The sequence below is a fragment of the Mucilaginibacter sp. HD30 genome, assembly GCF_054061755.1.
Map to the genome: position 1 here is coordinate 3,120,272 of NZ_JBSSEO010000001.1, position 19,326 is coordinate 3,139,597.

17 protein-coding genes are annotated in these 19,326 nt (G+C 40.5%); 3 read left to right on the forward strand and 14 right to left on the reverse strand.

Annotation, left to right across the window (positions count from 1 at the left end):
• Positions 1-154: 154 nt before the first annotated feature.
• From ACVW2L_RS14910 to ACVW2L_RS14935, 6 genes are all read right to left on the reverse strand, one after another.
• The gene (locus ACVW2L_RS14910; protein ID WP_457128759.1) at positions 155-1,429 is read right to left on the reverse strand and encodes a tyrosine-type recombinase/integrase; all 1,275 of its coding nucleotides are present in this window, start codon (positions 1,427-1,429) and stop codon (positions 155-157) included.
• 737 nt (positions 1,430-2,166) lie between these two features.
• Positions 2,167-2,481 (reverse strand): hypothetical protein, encoded by a 315-nt coding sequence (locus ACVW2L_RS14915; RefSeq protein WP_457128760.1) that lies wholly within the window; start codon positions 2,479-2,481, stop codon positions 2,167-2,169.
• A gap of 293 nt (positions 2,482-2,774) precedes the next feature.
• Positions 2,775-4,358 (reverse strand): hypothetical protein, encoded by a 1,584-nt coding sequence (locus tag ACVW2L_RS14920; RefSeq protein ID WP_457128761.1) that lies wholly within the window; start codon positions 4,356-4,358, stop codon positions 2,775-2,777.
• The gene (locus ACVW2L_RS14925; protein ID WP_457128762.1) at positions 4,345-6,189 is read right to left on the reverse strand and encodes a glycosyltransferase family 2 protein; all 1,845 of its coding nucleotides are present in this window, start codon (positions 6,187-6,189) and stop codon (positions 4,345-4,347) included. Before ACVW2L_RS14925 ends, ACVW2L_RS14920 begins: the two co-directional genes overlap by 14 nt.
• Before the next feature lie 46 nt (positions 6,190-6,235).
• Positions 6,236-8,317 (reverse strand): cellulose biosynthesis cyclic di-GMP-binding regulatory protein BcsB, encoded by a 2,082-nt coding sequence (locus ACVW2L_RS14930; protein ID WP_457128763.1) that lies wholly within the window; start codon positions 8,315-8,317, stop codon positions 6,236-6,238.
• Positions 8,318-8,332: 15 nt separating this feature from the next.
• A complete protein-coding gene (locus ACVW2L_RS14935) occupies positions 8,333-9,679 on the reverse strand; it encodes a sensor histidine kinase (protein ID WP_457128764.1) in 1,347 nt (448 codons plus the stop codon).
• A gap of 62 nt (positions 9,680-9,741) precedes the next feature.
• Here ACVW2L_RS14935 and ACVW2L_RS14940 point away from each other — a divergent pair, with 62 nt between their 5' ends.
• Together ACVW2L_RS14940 and ACVW2L_RS14945 are read left to right on the forward strand one after the other, a co-directional pair.
• A complete protein-coding gene (locus tag ACVW2L_RS14940; protein ID WP_457128765.1) occupies positions 9,742-10,866 on the forward strand; it encodes a glycoside hydrolase family 5 protein in 1,125 nt (374 codons plus the stop codon).
• Between the two features lie 48 nt (positions 10,867-10,914).
• Positions 10,915-11,895, forward strand: a complete 981-nt coding sequence (locus ACVW2L_RS14945) for an acyl-ACP desaturase (RefSeq protein ID WP_457128766.1) — start codon at positions 10,915-10,917, stop codon at positions 11,893-11,895.
• 131 nt (positions 11,896-12,026) lie between these two features.
• On the opposite strand, the gene ACVW2L_RS14950 is transcribed toward ACVW2L_RS14945, so the two are convergent.
• Positions 12,027-12,353: a hypothetical protein gene (locus ACVW2L_RS14950; RefSeq protein WP_457128767.1), complete on the reverse strand. Its 327-nt coding sequence runs from the start codon at positions 12,351-12,353 to the stop codon at positions 12,027-12,029.
• A gap of 56 nt (positions 12,354-12,409) precedes the next feature.
• On the opposite strand from ACVW2L_RS14950, the gene ACVW2L_RS14955 reads away from it, so the two are divergent.
• Positions 12,410-13,432 (forward strand): aldo/keto reductase, encoded by a 1,023-nt coding sequence (locus ACVW2L_RS14955; protein WP_457128768.1) that lies wholly within the window; start codon positions 12,410-12,412, stop codon positions 13,430-13,432.
• Between the two features lie 121 nt (positions 13,433-13,553).
• On the opposite strand, the gene bshC is transcribed toward ACVW2L_RS14955, so the two are convergent.
• The 7 genes from bshC to rpmB all read right to left on the reverse strand — a co-directional run bounded on the left by bshC (position 13,554) and on the right by rpmB (position 19,099).
• Entirely contained in the window at positions 13,554-15,200 is a 1,647-nt protein-coding gene (bshC, locus tag ACVW2L_RS14960) for a bacillithiol biosynthesis cysteine-adding enzyme BshC (protein WP_457128769.1), read from the reverse strand.
• 73 nt (positions 15,201-15,273) lie between these two features.
• Positions 15,274-16,608 (reverse strand): 30S ribosomal protein S12 methylthiotransferase RimO, encoded by a 1,335-nt coding sequence (gene rimO / locus ACVW2L_RS14965; RefSeq protein ID WP_457128770.1) that lies wholly within the window; start codon positions 16,606-16,608, stop codon positions 15,274-15,276.
• A gap of 68 nt (positions 16,609-16,676) precedes the next feature.
• Positions 16,677-17,006 (reverse strand): GxxExxY protein, encoded by a 330-nt coding sequence (locus ACVW2L_RS14970; RefSeq protein WP_457128771.1) that lies wholly within the window; start codon positions 17,004-17,006, stop codon positions 16,677-16,679.
• 82 nt (positions 17,007-17,088) lie between these two features.
• The gene (gene ftsY, locus ACVW2L_RS14975; protein ID WP_457128772.1) at positions 17,089-18,057 is read right to left on the reverse strand and encodes a signal recognition particle-docking protein FtsY; all 969 of its coding nucleotides are present in this window, start codon (positions 18,055-18,057) and stop codon (positions 17,089-17,091) included.
• Positions 18,058-18,330: 273 nt separating this feature from the next.
• Positions 18,331-18,495, reverse strand: coding sequence for a DUF4295 domain-containing protein (locus tag ACVW2L_RS14980; RefSeq protein ID WP_294793862.1), 165 nt, complete (start codon positions 18,493-18,495; stop codon positions 18,331-18,333).
• Between the two features lie 80 nt (positions 18,496-18,575).
• Positions 18,576-18,758 (reverse strand): 50S ribosomal protein L33, encoded by a 183-nt coding sequence (rpmG, locus tag ACVW2L_RS14985; protein WP_022830075.1) that lies wholly within the window; start codon positions 18,756-18,758, stop codon positions 18,576-18,578.
• Positions 18,759-18,865: 107 nt separating this feature from the next.
• Positions 18,866-19,099 (reverse strand): 50S ribosomal protein L28, encoded by a 234-nt coding sequence (gene rpmB / locus ACVW2L_RS14990; protein ID WP_022830076.1) that lies wholly within the window; start codon positions 19,097-19,099, stop codon positions 18,866-18,868.
• Positions 19,100-19,326: the final 227 nt, after the last annotated feature.

The following is a 19,326-nucleotide window of genomic DNA, read 5'->3' on the forward strand; positions in this document are numbered from 1 at the left end:
TTTTGCCGTTTAAATGACTAAATTAAGTAATTATTTTCTATTCCAATGACTATATGCCATAATTTAAGGGCTTTTGAAACAGAAATATTTTTGAGTCATCCTTATAAAATAGCCACCAAGTGGTTATTTTATAAGGACAGGGTTTGTTTGCCGGTCAGAAATTCAAGACCGCATCAATCGCTTCATCCGCTTTGCTGAATGAAAAATTGGATTGGTATTTCATGGTGGTCAGCACGCTTTCATGTCGATACATTTTTTGCAGTACCTTAGGGTGGATTTCTTTTTCTTCAGCCCGTTGCGCGAAAGAGTGCCGCGCCTTGTGTTGCGATGCGCTTTTGGTACTGCCGATCATTTCCATGATAGCTCCCATTGTCTTGTTCAGCCGTTTCACGACAGCGCCGATTTTCCGACGTAATTCGTAGCGGTCGTCAAGTGATGGCAACTCTTGCAGCAACGGAAAAACAAGATTGTGTTTGTTGTTTTCCCGGTCGTTGCAGCCTTGGCGATATTGGTTAATGATGGTTAGTGCTTTGGCTGGAACCTTAACCGAGCCATGCTCACCATTTTTAGACATCTGATAATAGAGTCTGCCATTCTGAAAATCCGGCCATTTCAGTAGCAGGCAATCCGTAACACGCATCCCAGCGAAGTAGAATTCGGTAAGCCAAATATTCCGCGCATCATTATAGATCGGTAAATGGTGCGACAAGTCTAACTCTTCCAGTTTTTTGATTTCCGTTTCGTCCAAACCCATTTTCCCAGCGCCAGTAATTTTGATGGCGATTTTACCCTTTGCGCCAAACGGGTAATCATCCTTACTGGCTTTCTTAGCCGTAATCGCGCGGTTATAGATCGTGCGGATTAAAATCATGTGATTGGTAATGGACCGTTCGCTAAGCGGCTTAACCGGGCTGTTAGCGTTGTATCGGAATCGTTTCGCTGCGCGAAGATGAACGAGATACCGTTGCAACAGTTCAACCGTAATTTCTGGAAAGGTAATCTTACCGCCGTTCGTCATTTCATAGAACCGCTTTAAGCGGCCTGTGTCCGTTTTGTATGCGTCATAGTTGCCGCATAATTTGTGATCTTCCAAATAGCGATCAGCTATCTCGTTAAAATAGGTGTGCTGTTCCTCAATCGGCTTCAGTCCGAATTTGACTTCCTTAGCAGAAGCCTGGCCTTTGGTTTCCATTTCCAACGCCTTGTCATTCGCCTTTGCAAGTTCCGCACGCAGGTAGTTGTTGAGGCGGGCGGAGTTCGGATGCGTTTTCTTGACGCATTGTCTTTTCTCATCCCATTGGTCTAAGCTATCCAGCTTCTGACCGGTCACGATGTAAGAGGCTTTTCGGTTGATCGTAATCCGCACCGAAATAGCATACTTGCCGTCCTTCTTTGGACGTTTCCAAATGTAAAAATCTACAGTTGCCATTCCACAAAATATTAAGTGTGAATGGCTGGCCAACCATTGGCATAAAGCTACCTGTTTTGATAAAACAATGATAAAACATTGCCTGTATTTATACGCAATGAGGTGGTTTGGCATGGACTGAAAAACCGAGAAAACAGCCAAATTAGGCCATTTTGCACCATTTAATTTCAGTTTTTTGCGAATTCATAACCCTAAGGTCGGCAGTTCGATCCTGCTCCCCGCTACCAAACGCGCGATTTGGGCGTACTGAAGCTGTAAGGCGGGTACGCCCATTTGCATTTCAGCGTAGTCTGCTTTAAATACGCGAGATATAAGAACACAAAGTTTATCCTAGGAGTTCGACATTTGTCCGTTTCGCGATCATAGTAAATACCCTCGGGAACAGCAGGTTTTGAAGCTTCTGCTTTGTTTCATAGGTAGCAGAATGCCACTTTTATGCAGGTTTGAAGCGAAACCAACGGCATAATCGGCATACTGGTCAAGGTTCGACTTTTTTAAGATTGCCTTTTCAAGCTCGCTTTCCATGTCGACTTTTTCTTCGTTATAATTCGCCAGGTACTTGTAATAAATTTAAATGGGCTTAAACAGGAGATTGACAGCCTTAAAACGCAGAACAGCGATATAAAAGACAGTGTGGGCAAAGTAAGGGAAGAGATTAAGGTGATCAAAAAAGCAAATAGGCGTTATTCCGAATAAATATTCAGCATAACGCCTTGATAAATTAGTTCCTGGTAAGCTTACCTTATTGGCCGTTGCGTATTGTAAGCAACAATGTATTCCATATCAGATTGCACTAATCCTAACTCTGCGACAAAACCTGGCTTTACTTGGGTCACTTTGGCCTTTACCAAATTAAAAAGCTCGGCCAGTTTCTCAGGAAATGCTTTTACAGATACCGTGGGGTAATACTGCTTTTCAATCACAGCCTTTTCGTCGGTAGCTACCGCACGTAATGACCAGGCCTCATCAGCTTTAAAACCAAGCTCCGTGGCTTTGTTATCCAGGTCATACACATACATTTTGGCTTGTTGTTCTACTGTTGTTATTTTCATAATGCTTTCTTTTTTAGAGCGCTGATTTATTAATACTGTTTCTCTTAGCAACCTAATGGCCCGGCATGCTTGCCGTAACCTTTGTTACAACCGTTTCATTTGTAAAAGCACGAGGCATCAGCGCAGATTCATTTTCTGTAACGATAATTTAATAGCAAAAGCTTAAAAATTACCGATTTTGAAATAACAGTAATGTCTAAGAGAAGTTTGTATAACAGGCAGGCGTTTATAAAGATAGAGATTAATAGCATAGTTGCGCTATTAATCTTTACGCATCAGCATACAGGTTGGTTTTATAGTTGTATAAATCTGTATAGTGCCCAATTTTTGGTTTCGTGCACTTTTTGTAGTGTGGGGTGACTTATTGTTTGATAGAATAATGGCGGGTATTTGGAGCTTAGCAGGGTGTAGCCGGCCGACAAATTTTTAGGCGAGGTAACCAATATATACTCGGCATAGTCTCCGGGCGATTCCACAGCACCCAGGTAAACATCCTGGTAAGGCAGAATCAAACGAGAGATGTTATCGGTAAAAGCAACAATTTTATAAGCTACCGCATCGTCCAATAATATTCGCGAATACTCGGGCAAACCGTTTATATAATTGGCCATATCCTTATCCTCATCCTCTACCTCCACTACTTCAATTTTTCTATCGATAAGCGCGGTAATAAATTTCTTTTCCTCTTCAGATGAAGAATTTTTTAGAAAATAGTATCCTGTAAATATCTGCAGAGCCATGATTAATCCCAGGCCTATTTTAAATGCCAACTGCCGTTTAATGGCAGCGCCTTTTATAATAACGCATAAAATGGCAAGCATCAAAAAAATAAGATAATACTGATAAGCCACAAACGTTTTTTCATACTTTAAGGGCAGAAACTCAATAAAGGCGAAAGGCGTAAACAAGGTGAGTATTTGGTAAAGCTTATCCCTAAAAAAAAGCATCATTACCACAATAAGCGGGCAAAATACTATTGCTTTACCAGCCACAAGTAGCGAAAGTTCGGCCGTTTCACCTTTTGGATCAGCCGCTGCCAAATCATAATTAAGGCGATCGGCTAAAACTGTCCAGGTAGAATATGGGCTTTGCAAAAAGTAATCAACATCGTTAGCATTGGTAAGGTTAAGAAGCTTATAACATGTAACAGATGCGATAGGTAAAATAAAAAGTATAATATATAGTGCAAAAGTTTTATTGATGAGTTTACGCCGCAACGACGGGTTATTAAAGCTCAGCGTCATCCGGAAAATAGGTTCCTTCTCGGCCAGGTTAAGGCTATGTATTGCCATTGAGAAAATAAGCGGTATAAAAAATAAGGTGAGCCAAATAAATTTATAATCGCAAAACAGCAACAATACAAGGCATACGCTGGCAATTGATATGTGAAACGTAGTATTTGAGGTATAGTATTTGAATAAATTGAAGAAAAACAAATAAAAAAACACCAGTATGAGATATATGGACTTGCCGGAACAGGCCGTATAGATAAGGCCGGGATGAAGTAAAAACACCGCAAACAGTAAAAACAAGTAAAAATCGTCTTTCAGATTGCTTACTAACGTGCCGGCTATTACGTAAAAAAGGAACGCAGTACCTATGCACGATGCTATTACAGGGGCCATTAAAGGGCTTAAAACGGTAAATGCGATGGTAGCAAAAAATGGTATTATAGGTGCCGTGAGGCCTATAACCTTCAGCTTATAGCCAACACCCTCAAATACAATACGCACTTTTTCTACATAAAACAGCGACTCGAGGTTGCTGTAGCCCATATCATAAAGCACATAACCCCAAATGAGGTAATAAACCGCCAGCAGCAATGTTATTATTAATAACGATTGACTTTTACTTATTTTTATTTTACTGAACCGCATTTGTTGGACTATGGGTTTTACTTAAGCCGTGGTTGGTTTTTTCCCAGTAAAAGGGGTTTATTACAAGTTGGTAAAGGCCCTTGTAGGCGGCCCACGAGTGCAGTAACCAGTAAACCGGATTGGCAACTGCAAACAATATCAGTTCATAATAACGGCGTTTAAATACTGCCATCATATTTACGTATATCATTAATATATTACCCACCATAAGGTTGATAATTGCCATGAATAGCACCCAATCTGGAAAAAACGTTCTTATACTATCCAGGTCAAAAACTACGTAACAGAAGAATATGGCCAGCAGCAGCGGGTACACCAAAAAGGTAATTGGTGTAGCACCAATAAAAAAGTTAAATCCTAAAAAGCCTTTCCATCCAAGCTTCTTCCACAAGGCAACCGGGTTACGCATGTGTACCAGGTGGGTTTGCATGTAGCCTTTTATCCAGCGCGAACGCTGCCGCACCCAGTTAAACATTTCGTTATTAGCTTCCTCGTAAGTGGTTGAGTTAATAATTGCTACTTTATAGCCCTTGTCATAAGCCCGCACGCCCAGGTCGGCATCTTCGGTAACGTTAAAAGGATCCCAGCCACCCAACTCAATTAGGTATTCAAACTTAAAATGATTGCTGGTACCACCCAGTGGGATGGGAATATCAAACGTATCAAGCCCTGGTAACATATAATCAAACCAGTAGGAATACTCAAGCGTAAACATGCGGGTAAGAAAGTTCTCATTGCGGTTAAAATAGTTAAGCGCGCTCTGTATAACAATATAATTATCAGGCAGTTTATTAAACAGCGCAACTACTTTTTTAAGCTGATCGGTATCGGGTACGTCCTCAGCATCGTAAATGGTAAGATATTTACCCCGCGAAAAATGCAAACCGTAGTTACAAGCCTTAGGTTTGGTTTTAGGCATATGGAAAGGAACTACAATTACTTCAAATACTGCCGGAAAATCCAAATTACGTACGGCATTAAGGGTTTTATCATCGTCCTCTTCAATCAGTAATTTAATATCGAGTTTTTCGCGTGGATAGTCAATACTCTGCAAATTCCAGATTAGTTTTTTTATCAACTTATCTTCTTTATATACCGGCAGCTGTATGGTGTAAATAGGCAGGTCCTCATCAACAACATCGCGCACCTCTTGCTTCGTAACTGCTTCGTCTAACTCAAACCGCGATCCTACCAGCGCTAAAAACAGTTTAAACACAATAGCTATCAAGAAGAAACTGCTAAGCGCTACATTAAGAATAATTGCTGTATTAGAAAAGCTTAAAACTAATCCCACAACCAAAGCGGCGATAACGCCAAAAGTAAAAATCAACTGAGGCGTTGTAAATGTTGTAAGGGCAGAGTTCTTGGGGTCGCGGTTCAACAATTCAAAAACAGCCGATTTAACATATTTTTGGCCCAGTAAAATATGGCTTCGCCAGGTGATGTCAAGGTCGGAAGCTACTATTATTTCAGGTTCCAGATCATAAGTAAATCTGATAAAATCAATAAAAAGCTCGTCACTTGGGTCGGCCATTAAGGTAACCACTTTATTGTTTTCAATACGCAGGGGTAAAGCAAGGTGCTCATCAGCAAACTTCAGCTCAATTTTATCAAGCACTTCCTGGTCAAAAGGCTCTTCGCGGATCTGCTGAAAAACGTAACCTTCGTTAATTAGTGAACGCTCGTAGTTTTTGCGCGATATGTAACCAAAATTAAGGGCTATTTTAACATAAGATAAACCCGACCGCCGCGAAAAATCATCGATCCTTTCCTGGTCGGCCTGCGTTAAAAAGCCGTCGCGTATTAAAAGTCTCGGGACAGATAATTTCATGTATTTTTATAAATACGCCGGCAGCCTGCGCCACCGGCCTGTGTAATTAGTCGGTGAATATGTCTTGTGATTTTTGAACCTTAGCGCGTATGTAAAGGAACGACAGTAATATCAGCACCAGCATAGCCAGTAATATATACAGGTTATAACTTTCCCAGAAACGGGTAAGTACACTCTTGGTATCTATGTACTCCAAGTTCTCGCTTGATTTACTGATGTTAAACAGATACTTATTATTGTTTATATCAGATATAGCTACGTTACTTGAAAGAGTTGAAAGCTGCTCTGTTATGGAGCGCGAAGCCGAACTAAAGGCCGCGGCCAGGTCATTACCGGTTGCTGTTAAAACCAGTACCGCGTTGTTACTACGCCCGTAAAAAATCTGCGCCAACCCGTTTGACACGGAGTCTGACAGCTCGTATACTATCTTATTATTCTCGTTATTATATAATCTAAACTTGCGGTCAAATTGTATCGGCGCATCCGGAAACTCCTTCATTAGCGGATCATCTCCGGCCAATAGCGCAATAATGTGGTTCTTTTTCAGATCATTTACATCCATGTCGCCAGAGTAAGTAAACTCAGGGAAATTATTGGCGTTGATGTTATTGTTTAATTCATAAATTATCTCTCCTAAAGCTCCGGCAGCAAAAGGCGCGTATTTTTTGCTGATAACTATACGTGTGGTACCATTATTAAATGCTTCAGGGTATTGGTAAAAGCTAAGATCACTGGTAACAAATGGGTTTTTTGATTCAAGGTAAGATTTATCCACATCAACCTCTGCAAAGAAACCATTGAAACTGTTTAAACAATTGCCGCCACTTGAGTAAAATCTAAACTCAGTTTCGAGCGTATTATATTTATGGTGTTGGTAGCGGTTAATTGTTACGGCAGTATTTAGTTTGCCGGTGCCATCCAATTTTTCTGATTGTATCAGCATCCCGTTAAGGTAAACGTTCAGGTAGCCCCTATCGCCTTGGGCCAAACTGCTGTAGTTGGCTATAACGCGTATCTCAACTTCTTTTGGTGTAAAGCTAAAATCGCTGTTTTTAAAATTATAAACGCTACGCAAGCTACCGATGCCTGACATGAAGGTAGTTGTGCCACCTATTTGTCTGAAGCTTAATTTTGAGCGGTTTTCATCAATAGTTTTGAAAAAGGCATTCTCGGCTTTATTGATTAGCAAATAATCGCCGAAAGTTGAATTCAGAATGTTGATGTTTCCTAAAGCTGTGATTGATTTTGCGTAACCTGTTTCATCACTGCCGGTAACAAATAATATTTGAGATGGCACAGTACTCTCTGCTAATGATTTTACTGCCATTATTTTGCCGCCTGCATTTACTAAACGCATTATGGTATCTACCGTGTTAACAGTAGCTTTACTTAAATACATTAAACCTTCGCCCCCTTGCGGCGTAATTTTAATCAAGCTGCGTCTTGCAGCACTAAGCCGCGAAAGCTGACCCACCACAACATAATTTTTCACACTATCTGGCAGGCGTCCGTCTTGATAAACCTGGATATTCTTGGCATCCGCTTTCTTTAAGCGTGAGTAAGCCCAGGCTACTGCTTTAAGATCATTAAGCGAAGGGTTAGCCGGGTAAACAATAGCACGCATCGTCTCAAAACTGTTGCCAATATTTACGTTGGAAAAAAAGTTGGAGTTGCTTTTAACCAGGTTAAGATAGGAGTATGATTTTACTTTTAACCACATTGCAGGGTTATCTAAATCTTTACATTTCTCATCAGACACCGTAAGCGCCGTTTTTACCTGCACCTTAAGAAACTTGTCGCCCGAAAGGTCGTTACGGCTTAGATTGAGGCTAATTTGCTGTATTGAGTCTTTAGTTAAACGGGCACTGAAGGCTGGTCTGTCATTGATAATAACGTTAACAAAAGACTTTTCGCGAATAAGCGCCTGTGATGCCTCGAAAAACAAAACCAATTTACTGCCATTCATTTCAATAAGAGGGTCTATTTTCATGTAGTACGCTGTACTACCGATCATTCCCTGCACCGCCTCGTCCTCATGCCCCATTGCCTTGAACGATACAATTTTTTGAGCGAAAGAAGCTGTGCTCCACAAAAATAAAAAGGCTAACAAGCTTAAAAATTTGTTCATTGCTTACTGATATGTTTAGTTAATTACATTAAATTCTACTCTGAAATAATTGCCGTTTTCGTCGCTGCGGTAAAACAACTCGCCGCCCATCTCCAATGTAATTAATTTAGCAATGGAAAGGCCCAACCCTAAACGGCTCTCGGCGCTGGTTGATGCATCATTAAGTGTTTGTAGTTTATTGAACATTACGTCCAGATCTTCCTGTCCGATCGCAATTCCTTCGTCAATTATTTCTAACACAAATTTTTGCCGTTGTAAACCGGTTATTACTTTAATAGTATTATTTGTCTGCGAGAATTTTATCGCATTTGACAACAAATTTTGGAACACCTGTCCGGCGAATACCTTGTCCAGTTTAACGTTAAGCGGCAATTTCAGGATGTTGTCAAGCAAATGTATGTTCTTCATCTGCGCGGTTTCTATCAATCCACGGTAAATACGACGAACCTCTACGTTTACGTCAAATATCTCCATATTGAACTTCAACTCCGGCGACTCAATCTCCTTCACATCCATCAATTTGTTCAACATGTATTGCATTTTCTCTGACGATTCAGTGATATAGCCCAAAAACTCTTTTTGATCTGCGCTTAACCTGTAATCCTCTTCTCTTATCATGTTGGCACTCATCACTATTGATCCTATCAGATTTTTAAGATCGTGGCCGGCAATATTGATAAAGCTGTTTTTTTGTTCGTCCATTTTAACCATACGTTCATACTGTATGTCAATAATGCGATTCTTTTCAACAATATCCTGATTTTGAACTTTTAGTTGTTCATTAGATTTTTCAATCTGCAACTGTTGCCGTGCTTCGCGCTCCAATACTTTAAAACGGGCGCCCGGAATAAGACATGACACAGCCGCTATAATGAAAAAAAACTGCCCGCCTTCGTTAATAAATTGTTCGGCAGTGCCGCTATTTAGTGTGTTAAAAAATACCGACAGCAGCACCAATGCAGCCAGCGACTGAACTATGGAATGCACCGGTTCCCAGAATACCTGTATATTGAAAAACAGCAGTGCGGCCGAGTAAACAAGGCAGTAAACAGTTAAATGCTCTATATGTACCAGGTTGCAGAAAATTGCCGAGGTACATGATACCAGAAAAAAACAGCAGTGTAGCAGTATGCGGTAATTGTATTGGCTACTTTTGAAAAAACTGTATAACCCGTAAATAACTATAACAACTATTATCCGTACTATTAAAAACTGAACCCAAAGGTCAATAGCGTAAATAAAGTCAACAACAGCAAGTAACGGATATAAAAAAATGAGTGTCCAAACAATATTATTAGTTTGATACCATGCTTTTTTTAAAACCTCTTTTGAAAATTCTTCTTTTGTAATCTGAACAAACATTATTAGCCACTAAAATTATGAAAAGATTGAACGGTTGTTATTAATAAAATGAAAAATACCGAATGAAAACTTTTTTATTAACACTTGTTATATTTATTCTGTCCGTTAAAACAAACGCTTTGGCCCGAGTACATGCAAAAAGCAAACCAAGTGTGGTTGATGCACGTGCAATTGCATTTAAAAGAGCCAAAAGCTTAAACAATGGCATAAGTATATCATGGCTTGAGCAGACGTGGAATAAAGGTATACTAAAAGCTGGTATACACCAAAGAGATTTTGCTTTGCTTAAAACTTTAGGTTTTAAAAGTGTAAGACTACCTGTGGCATTTAATTTTTTTGAGCAGCAAAAAACACCGCTTAATGATGTGTTGGCGCAAATTGACCGCGTGCTTGCCCTATGTAATAAATATGATTTTAAACTTGTGCTTGACTATCATTACGGCAATCTAAACGATGCTAATTTTTTAACGGAAACGGCCAAAATAACTAAACTATGGCTTATTTTAGCTAAAAGATATAAGAGTGTAAGTCCCGACAACTTGTTGTTTGAAATATACAATGAACCCCCTCCAATCAACCCACAGGTTTGGAAAGATGCAGCATATAACATAACAACTGCAATACGCAAGGTAGATACAAAGAGAACGCTTATTGTGGGCGCATCTAACTACAACAGCATTTACGAGTTGAGCCGTTTTGTACGGCTGGCTGATGAAAATATTATCTATACATTTCATTTTTATGAACCTTTTTTCTTTACCCATCAGGGTGCTGATTGGGTAGGCAACCAGGTAGCAACTATTGGGGTGCCATTTCCTTATAATGCGGAAAATTTTCCTGCACTTAGCGCAAAGGCAAAAAACACCTGGGGCGAAACTAATTATTACCAATATAAGGTTGACGGTAATGAGCGGTCTCTGTTTGACAAACTTACTATTGTAAAAAAATGGGGTGCAAAATATAATGTTCCTCTTTTATGCGGCGAATATGGGGTATATAACAAGTATGCTAATTTAGATAGCCGTTGTAGGTATATAACAGCAATGCGCAAAACCCTTAAAACTTTAAACATCCCCGGAATGTTATGGGACTATAACGGAACATTTTCTATTTTTACGGGTAAGCCATCAACGCAAACTTTGCCCGAGTGTATGAAAAAAGCCATAGGCTACACCGGTAAAAATTGATAACTACTAAACATTTAAATCATTACCTTTGCACGCTAACAGATAAATATGAGATTTTTTGAAGAAAAAAGGCGGGAAGTGATGGGGCATATTGAACAATTCATGCTGGAGAAAATGTATGAATATTTAAAGCCTATTGACACTATTTGGCAGCCAACTGATTTTTTGCCTGACTCTACAAAAGATACGTTTTTTGACGAAATAAAAGAGATGCGCGAAAGCGCAAAAGGCTTATCGTATGACCTGATGGCGGTACTTATTGGCGATACAATTACCGAAGAGGCCCTGCCTACCTACGAATCATGGTTAACGATGGTTGAAGGTGTATCTGATAACGAAGAAGGTGGCTGGATGAAATGGACCCGCCACTGGACAGCCGAAGAAAATCGCCATGGTGATCTGTTGAACAAATATCTTTATTTAACCGGCCGCGTTAATATGCGTGCCATGGAGGTATCAACCCAATATTTAATCGCCGATGGTTTTGACATTGGCACCGGGCATGATCCGTACCGCAACTTTATTTACACATCTTTTCAGGAATTGGCTACCAATGTATCCCACCGCAGAGTAGCATCACAAGCTAAAAAAGATGGTGACGCGCTATTGTCAAAAATGTGCGGCGTTATTGCTTCTGATGAGGCTCGCCATGCTAAAGCTTATATGTACTTTATAAAACGTGTTTTTGAAGTTGATGCCAACGAAGCCATGATAGCCTTTGAGGATATGATGCGTAAAAAAATAGTGATGCCGGCTCATTTTCTGCGCGAAGTTGGTTTAAAGATCGGTCAAACTTTCGGGCACTTTACCGATGCTGCACAACGTTTGGGCATTTATACAGCCGTAGACTATGTGGACATTTTAAAAGACCTGATAGAGGAATGGCAAATTGAAAAAGTTACCGGCTTAAATGAGCAAGGCGAAAAGGCCCGCGACTATGTTTTAGCTTTACCTGCCCGTTTATTACGCGTTGCCGAACGTATGAAAAACCCTATGCTGGAGTATAAGTTTAGCTGGATATACGGTTAAAATATAAAAAATGAAATTATATATAAGGCCTCTTTTTAGCAATAGAAAGAGGCCTTATTTTTTTGCGATTAGCATAAACGAAAAGTGCGACGGTGTTTTGTTTCATGCCATGATAGCTCACAACGTGATGATTACCCCTCCTGCACCAGATCTGTCCCTTTTTCATCAGACAGATCATCAAACAACTGATTTAATATCGACTCAATAGCTAACGAGTTGACGTCATCAACATAGTGCTCACTGCGTGTTATCCAAAGCTCTGTGCCGTTAATGGCAATTTGAAAAAGTGCTCCTTCATATAATTGAGGTATAGCAATTTCAACGGAATCGTCTGCCTGGAATATTTGCAGATCAATATCTGTTTGCCGCTGTTCTTTAAATAACGGATTTAGCTTTTGCTGCAAATGGCTAAACAGCTCGTCAATGCCAATGCGATTATGGAGGGTTATAACTTTCATACTTATTGTACAAGCAGAGGCTATTATTGTTTAATTTTGCTTAAAACTACTGCACTATGAACTACAAATTATTGGGCCGCTCGGGTCTTAAAGTTTCTGAACTGTGCCTGGGCACAATGGGTTTTGGTACCGAGGCCGGCTGGGGCGCTGACAAAGAAACCAGTTTTGCCATAATGGACGCTTTTGTCAACGCCGGAGGGAATTTTTTAGATGCTGCCAACATATATAAGCTGGGAACCAGCGAAAAGATAATTGGGGAATATATGAGCAACCATGATCGCGATTACTTTGTGGTGGCTACCAAATATTCATTAAAGGATAACGTCACCAATCCTAACGCATCGGGAAATAACCGCAAAAATATGATGCGGAGCGTGGAAGAAAGTTTGAAAAGATTAAAGACGGATTTTATAGATGTAATGTACCTGCACATTTGGGACGACCTTACGCCTATTGATGAGGTGCTGCGCGGGTTAGACGACTTAATTCGTCAGGGCAAAGTTAACTACGCTGCCATAAGCGACACCCCCGCATGGATGGTAGCCAAAGGCAATACCATGGCCGAGTTGATGGGCTGGAGCCAATTTATTGCGTTACAGGTTGAATACAGCTTGTTGCAACGCACGCCTGAACGTGAGCTTATACCCATGGCCAAACACTTCGGGATGACGGTTACGCCATGGGCGCCTTTAGGCGGTGGCGTGTTAAGCGGCAAATATTTAAGGGGCGAGCAAGGGCGTGTCAAGCCTGAAAGCAACCGTCGCAATGATAGAAGCACCAAAATTGCCGAAGTTGTAGTATCAATTGCTGATGAGCTGGGTGTACCCGCAAGTCATGTTAGCTTACAATGGACCATGAGCCAAGGCTTTTCATCTATCCCAATTGCGGGTGCCACAAAAGTGAGCCAACTGGAAGAGAATATGAAAGCTGTCGATGTAAAATTGAGCACAGAACAACTGCAAAAGCTGGATGAAGTAAGTAAAATAGACTTAGGCTTTCCGGGTGAATTTTTTAAAGAAGCAGCTGTCAAAGAGAATGTTTTTGGTGGGTTTTATGATAGGATAGAGAAGAGAGGATAGATACCTGTCATTGAAATAGAAGCGAAAAAGTGGGTGTCATGGTGAGCTTGTCGAACCAATAGTGCGGCTGGCCTTTATACAGTCCTTCGACAAGCTCAGGATGACACCCTAAACGCTTTCGTTATTCCGTTACCACTGCAAATTCAAAATCCAACGGTTCAAAATGACGGATCAACTCGTCAATAAAATCCTGCCCCCAGCGTACATAGAGCATACCAAAGTTCTCTGTACGCTCTTGTAAGCTTCCGTTCGGGAAAAGATCCTCTTTAATCTGATCTATCTGCTCTAAGCGGGTTTGGTGATTGCGTTTTTCTGCCTTAACCAGTTTTTTCTCAAGACTGTCCATTGCCTTTTTCAAGCGTGCTTGTACAGCCTCGGTTGATGGTACTAACGAAACATCAATGCGTGAAGCGCTAGATTTTATCTGTTCAAAAACTGCCTGTATTTGTTGCCATTCAGATCCTATAGATAGGTCATTTTCGCTATGCTGTTTAACCCAGTTGGCTTTAATGGCATCAGTTGGTTTAAATAGATCTGCAAGCTGTAGTTCCATCCGCTTTATTTTTCCGGCTGCTTCTTTACGCACCACCAAAGCCGAGTTGCGTAATATCAGTATGGGGAAATTAACCTTATAAAAGTCAAAGTTAGCTTTCAGTTCCAGCCAATAAATTACTTCTGCACCGCCGCCAATGTAAGCGATATTAGGTAAAATGCATTCCTGGTAAAGCGGCCGCATCACCACGTTTGGGCTAAACCTTTCGGGATGTTTGGCAATTTGCTGTTTCAGTTCATCCGTTGTAAACCTTATTTCGGTATCCAGCACTTTATAAATGCCGTCCTCAAACACCAAACGCTCGCGTAGCGTACCACCTTTCATGTAAAAAAAGTTGATCTCGCGCGGGTTTACCTGTATGTGCATTCCCAGTTTATGCAATTTTTCGTTGGTGGCACTTATATTTTTAAAGCTATTTTGCTCAATTATATCCTGCTCAATAATTGGAACGAACTGTTTCTTAAGGCGACTGTTATCCGCATCAATAATTACTAAGCCGTATTGCCCAAACAATGCGTTAACCATATAACGCGTAGCATCGGCCAATTTATCAAAGCGGGTGTAAGCCGTTTCTACAATTTCAGCCAGCTCCGGACCAAAGTTTTCCATACCCAAAACGCCCTTGTATTGATTAAGCGCCTGCCGCATGGTCTCTGGGTTTATGCGCCCCGTAGCTCCAGAAGCTTCGAGCCACCAATGCACTTTTTTACCACCGATATAGGTATAGCTGATTTCTGCGAAGTCATGATCTTCTGACGCCATCCAGTAAACGGGCACAAAATCCTTATCAGGATGCTTGTCCTTAAGCTGTTGCGCCAGTTTAATGGCTGTTACAATCTTATAAATAAAGTATAGCGGTCCGGCAAAAATGTTAAGTTGGTGGCCGGTGGTAATGGTGTAAGTATTAGCCTGCTTAAGCCTTGCTATATTTTGCTGAACAGCGTCTGCAATTGCGAAAGACGAATCCCAAATGCGGGCGTATTTAGTAATAATCTGGTATTGTTCAGTTAAAACGCCGGCAAGTATTTCCCTGTCTGCAATAACTTTTTTGTTTTTAAGCAGTTCTGCAAAACCTTCAAAATTGGGGCGGTTGCCGTAAAACGGCTCAAGTTCGGGTTTACCTTCCAGGTAGTCGGTTAAGCCCGAAGAGAAAAATCCGGTGTCTTTATAGCTTATACAGGTAACGTCCATTGATTTCGGATTGCGGATGTTCAATTTCGGATTTTTTATCCGATGCCGAATTTAGATTTTAAAATTCTAAAAACGCAACAGCAATCCTAAATCCTGATTATTTTACAATGTGTCCATAAAGGTCAAAATCCTCTGCCGAGTCAATTTTTACCTGTACAAAACTGCCAATTGGAGCATAATCTATCGCTGAATTGATTAAAACTTCGTTATCCACCTCCGGCGAGTCGAACTCCGTACGGCCAACAAAATAGCCGCCATCTTTTTTATCAATTAGTACCCTGTAGGTGTTGCCTATTTTTTCCTGATTTTTGTCAAATGAGATCCCTTGTTGTATCTCCATTATAGCATCAGCGCGTTCCTGTTTTACTTCTTCAGGCACATCATCAACCAGATTATGGGCATGGGTCTTTTCCTCATGGGAATAAGTGAAGCAGCCCAGACGGTCAAATTTGGTATCTGCTACCCATTGCTGCATTTCCTCAAAATCGCGTTCCGTTTCGCCAGGGTAACCGGTTATCAGTGTGGTGCGCATGGCAATGCCCGGCACTTTATCGCGGATCTGGTTAACAACATCAATGGTTTTTTGCTTGGTGATACCGCGGCGCATTGATTTTAGCATATTATCGGTAATATGCTGCAAAGGCATATCAAGGTACTTACATATGTTGCTGCGCTCGTTCATCACATCCAAGATCTCCATTGGGAAGCCCGATGGATAAGCATACTGCAGTCGGATCCATTCTACACCATTAACATCTGATAAACGGCGAAGTAACTCGTCAAGATTACGTTTACCGTAAAGGTCTAATCCATAATAAGTAAGATCCTGAGCAATAAGTATCAATTCTTTCGTACCGTTTCTCACCAGCTTTTCAGCGTTTTTAACCAACTCATCCATCGGAGTTGACACGTGTGTACCGCGCATTAAGGGGATGGCGCAAAACGAACAAGGGCGATTACAGCCCTCGGCAATTTTAAAGTAGGCAAAATGAGATGGGGTGGTCAGTAAGCGCTCCCCTATCAGTTCGTGCTTATAATCAGCGCCAAGCGAACACAATAGATTTTGAAGATCGTTAGTGCCAAAGTAGGCATCAACATTGGTTATTTCGGCTTCCAGCTCGGGCTTATAACGTTCGCTCAGGCATCCGGTAACTATTACTTTGCCTACTTTGCCTTGCTCCTTTAGCTCGCTGTATTGTAAAATGGTATCAATTGATTCCTGCTTGGCATTATCAATAAAGCCACAGGTATTTATTACGATGATATCGTCTTTACCCACCTTGTTAGCCTCATGCACCACATCAAAAGCATTACCTTTAAGCTGACCCATTAAAATCTCTGAATCGTAGATATTTTTTGAGCAGCCCAAAGTCACTACGTTAACGCGTGGTTTTTTAATTTGTATCGGCTTACTTATTTCTTTCGTACGCATTATTATTTAGATTTCGCTGATTATTTGTTGATTGCACCGATGCTCTTGATTTAATCAGACGGTAGAGATCAAACAGACAATCTTTTTACTTCACAACTTGGGTTACCAAAATTTATTAACAGCCCTGTTTTAACTTTACTGGCTTTTAAATACGACAGTAACTGGTTTTGAAAAAGTTTGGGTATAAAACCTGTCACTGATTTAAGTTCTACTATAACGCGACCTTCTACAAACAGATCGCAACGGAATTTACCAACCAACACACTGTCAAACTCCACATTAAATTCCTTTTCGGCTACAAAGTTTAAATATTCTTTCGCCAATTGATGCTGAAGTGATTTTGCATACACCTCTTCATTAAAACCGGGGCCAAGTGATGAATGCACTGCAAGCAGCATCCAATAATTTTCTCTGTCAATACATCATGCTCAAAGTTTGCAATCAACCATCGGTGGAATCAAAAATCAATCAGCGAAATCATCACTGTTCTTTAAATAGCGAAGCAACAAACGCCTTCCGATCAAATAACTGTAAATGATCCATGCCTTCGCCTACCCCAATATATTTTACGGGTATTTTAAACTGATCTGATATTCCTATCACCACACCACCTTTAGCGGTACCATCTAACTTGGTAAGTGCTAAAGCATTAACGGCTGTGGCTTCGGTAAATTGCTTGCATTGCTCAATAGCGTTTTGCCCGGTTGAAGCATCCAGCACCAGCAAGATCTCGTGCGGAGCGCCGGGAACAACCTTTTGCATTACATTTTTAATCTTGGTCAGCTCGTTCATCAGGCCTACTTTGTTGTGTAACCGGCCCGCTGTATCAATTATAGCTACGTCATCGCCACTGGCAACGGCCGACCGTAAAGTATCAAATGCTACCGATGCAGGGTCTGATCCCATGGCTTGTGCTACCACCTTCACGCCAACACGCTCTCCCCATAGTTTTATTTGGTCTACAGCCGCAGCACGAAAAGTATCCGCTGCACCCAATACCACCTGGTTGCCCGCTTGCTTTAGTTTATGTGCGAGCTTGCCAATTGTGGTAGTTTTACCCACACCGTTAACGCCCACTACCATTATTACATAAGGCTTGTGGCTACCGTACTCAAAACTCGAAAAATCGTTGCTGTTGTTTTCAGCAAGTAATTGTTGTATCTCATCGCGCAACAGGCCGTTAAGGTCTGATGTGCTTACATATTTGTCGCGCGCTACACGGCCCTGTATACGCTCAATTATTTTTAGTGTGGTAGTTACCCCAACGTCTGAAGTTACCAACACCTCTTCCAGATCGTCTAACACGTCATCGTCAACGGTAGATTTGCCGGCTATTACTTTGGTGATCTTTGAAAAAAAGCTATCCTTGGTTTTTTCCAAACCGGTATCAAGCGCTTCCTGCTCTTGCGGCGTGCTTTCCTTCTTTTTAAAAAAATCAAATAATCCCATAAGTTTTAGATGTGCAGATTAGTAGATGCGCAGATATGCAAATGTGTGTGGATGTGCAAATGTTTTTATTAAAAAGTAGCATTGTTAGCGCATTCAATTACGCAGATGTGCAAATATCCCGCTTTGTAATTTAACAATTATCAAATCAATTCAATAATTAAAGCATCTTCACATTTACATATCTGCACATTCGCACATCTATCTGTCTGCATATTAATAAAAAAAGCCCTCTCGTTATAAACAAGACGGCTTTTATATCATCATCAAAAATAATTACTGACCTTTTGCAGCGTTGATCGCGTCTTTAACGTGATCGTTGTGCACAATTACTTCTTTGAATGAGTAAGCACCTGTTTTAGGCGACTTAACCATTGTAACTACTTTTGAGTATTCTTTACCAGCACCTGTTTTCAGGGTTGCAACTACTTTCTTTGCCATGTCTTTTTAATTATTGAATTAGCGAATTATTGATTTATTGAATAACTGAACTTAATCAACCATTCAATCCAATCAACTAATTACTTAATCTCTTTGTGTACAGTTACTTTACGTAAAACCGGATTGAATTTTTTAAGCTCCAATCTCTCGGTAGTATTCTTTTTGTTCTTGGTGGTAATATAACGAGACATACCCGGCATACCACTTGTTTTATGCTCTGTGCACTCTAAAATTACCTGAACTCTGTTACCTTTCTTAGCCATCTTATTTTATTGTTGTACGTATTACGCAAATACGTTGTACGTTATGTTCAAATTGAAGCTTCAGTTAGATCTTTCACGCATAACGTAAAACCACTAACCTACAACTACTATATGTATCCTTTTTTTACAAATTTATTGATGCAGGCAGTGATACCATTTTTACTGATGGTTTTTACTGCTGACGTAGATACCTTTAAGGTTATCCATTTATCTTCCTCAGGAATGTAAAACTTTTTAAGTTTTAAGTTTGGATGAAATCTGCGTTTGGTTTTAACGTTTGAGTTAGAAACGTTGTTACCAACTATAGAGCCTTTTCCTGTTAGATCACAAATTCTTGACATGACAAATTAATTTTAGTACCCTTTTATTAAAAGAGTTTGCAAATATCAGGATTTTGAATGATATAGACAACAGCGAGTTGAAAAATATTTCAACTTTTTTAAGCGCCTTGTAAATAGCCTATAAAGTGCATTCAAACGGCCCCCTTTTGAGTTGCTTTTGACCAAACAATAAGGCTTAACATGGCCATAAAAATGGCAAGCATGCAGGTTACAGCCAGATTGAGGTT

What these genes read in the sequence shown, in the direction of transcription:
- ftsY (WP_457128772.1), bottom strand. Translation starts at nt 18,057, where the DNA reads ATGGGATTATTTGATTTTTTTAAAAAGAAGGAAAGCACGCCGCAAGAG.
- ACVW2L_RS14970 (WP_457128771.1), bottom strand. Translation starts at nt 17,006, where the DNA reads ATGCTGCTTGCAGTGCATTCATCACTTGGCCCCGGTTTTAATGAAGAG.
- rpmB (WP_022830076.1), bottom strand. Translation starts at nt 19,099, where the DNA reads ATGTCAAGAATTTGTGATCTAACAGGAAAAGGCTCTATAGTTGGTAAC.
- ACVW2L_RS14950 (WP_457128767.1), bottom strand. Translation starts at nt 12,353, where the DNA reads ATGAAAGTTATAACCCTCCATAATCGCATTGGCATTGACGAGCTGTTT.
- ACVW2L_RS14940 (WP_457128765.1), top strand. Translation starts at nt 9,742, where the DNA reads ATGAAAACTTTTTTATTAACACTTGTTATATTTATTCTGTCCGTTAAA.
- ACVW2L_RS14910 (WP_457128759.1), bottom strand. Translation starts at nt 1,429, where the DNA reads ATGGCAACTGTAGATTTTTACATTTGGAAACGTCCAAAGAAGGACGGC.
- ACVW2L_RS14930 (WP_457128763.1), bottom strand. Translation starts at nt 8,317, where the DNA reads ATGAACAAATTTTTAAGCTTGTTAGCCTTTTTATTTTTGTGGAGCACA.
- rpmG (WP_022830075.1), bottom strand. Translation starts at nt 18,758, where the DNA reads ATGGCTAAGAAAGGTAACAGAGTTCAGGTAATTTTAGAGTGCACAGAG.
- ACVW2L_RS14980 (WP_294793862.1), bottom strand. Translation starts at nt 18,495, where the DNA reads ATGGCAAAGAAAGTAGTTGCAACCCTGAAAACAGGTGCTGGTAAAGAA.
- ACVW2L_RS14955 (WP_457128768.1), top strand. Translation starts at nt 12,410, where the DNA reads ATGAACTACAAATTATTGGGCCGCTCGGGTCTTAAAGTTTCTGAACTG.
- ACVW2L_RS14935 (WP_457128764.1), bottom strand. Translation starts at nt 9,679, where the DNA reads ATGTTTGTTCAGATTACAAAAGAAGAATTTTCAAAAGAGGTTTTAAAA.
- ACVW2L_RS14915 (WP_457128760.1), bottom strand. Translation starts at nt 2,481, where the DNA reads ATGAAAATAACAACAGTAGAACAACAAGCCAAAATGTATGTGTATGAC.
- ACVW2L_RS14920 (WP_457128761.1), bottom strand. Translation starts at nt 4,358, where the DNA reads ATGCGGTTCAGTAAAATAAAAATAAGTAAAAGTCAATCGTTATTAATA.
- ACVW2L_RS14925 (WP_457128762.1), bottom strand. Translation starts at nt 6,189, where the DNA reads ATGAAATTATCTGTCCCGAGACTTTTAATACGCGACGGCTTTTTAACG.
- ACVW2L_RS14945 (WP_457128766.1), top strand. Translation starts at nt 10,915, where the DNA reads ATGAGATTTTTTGAAGAAAAAAGGCGGGAAGTGATGGGGCATATTGAA.
- rimO (WP_457128770.1), bottom strand. Translation starts at nt 16,608, where the DNA reads ATGCGTACGAAAGAAATAAGTAAGCCGATACAAATTAAAAAACCACGC.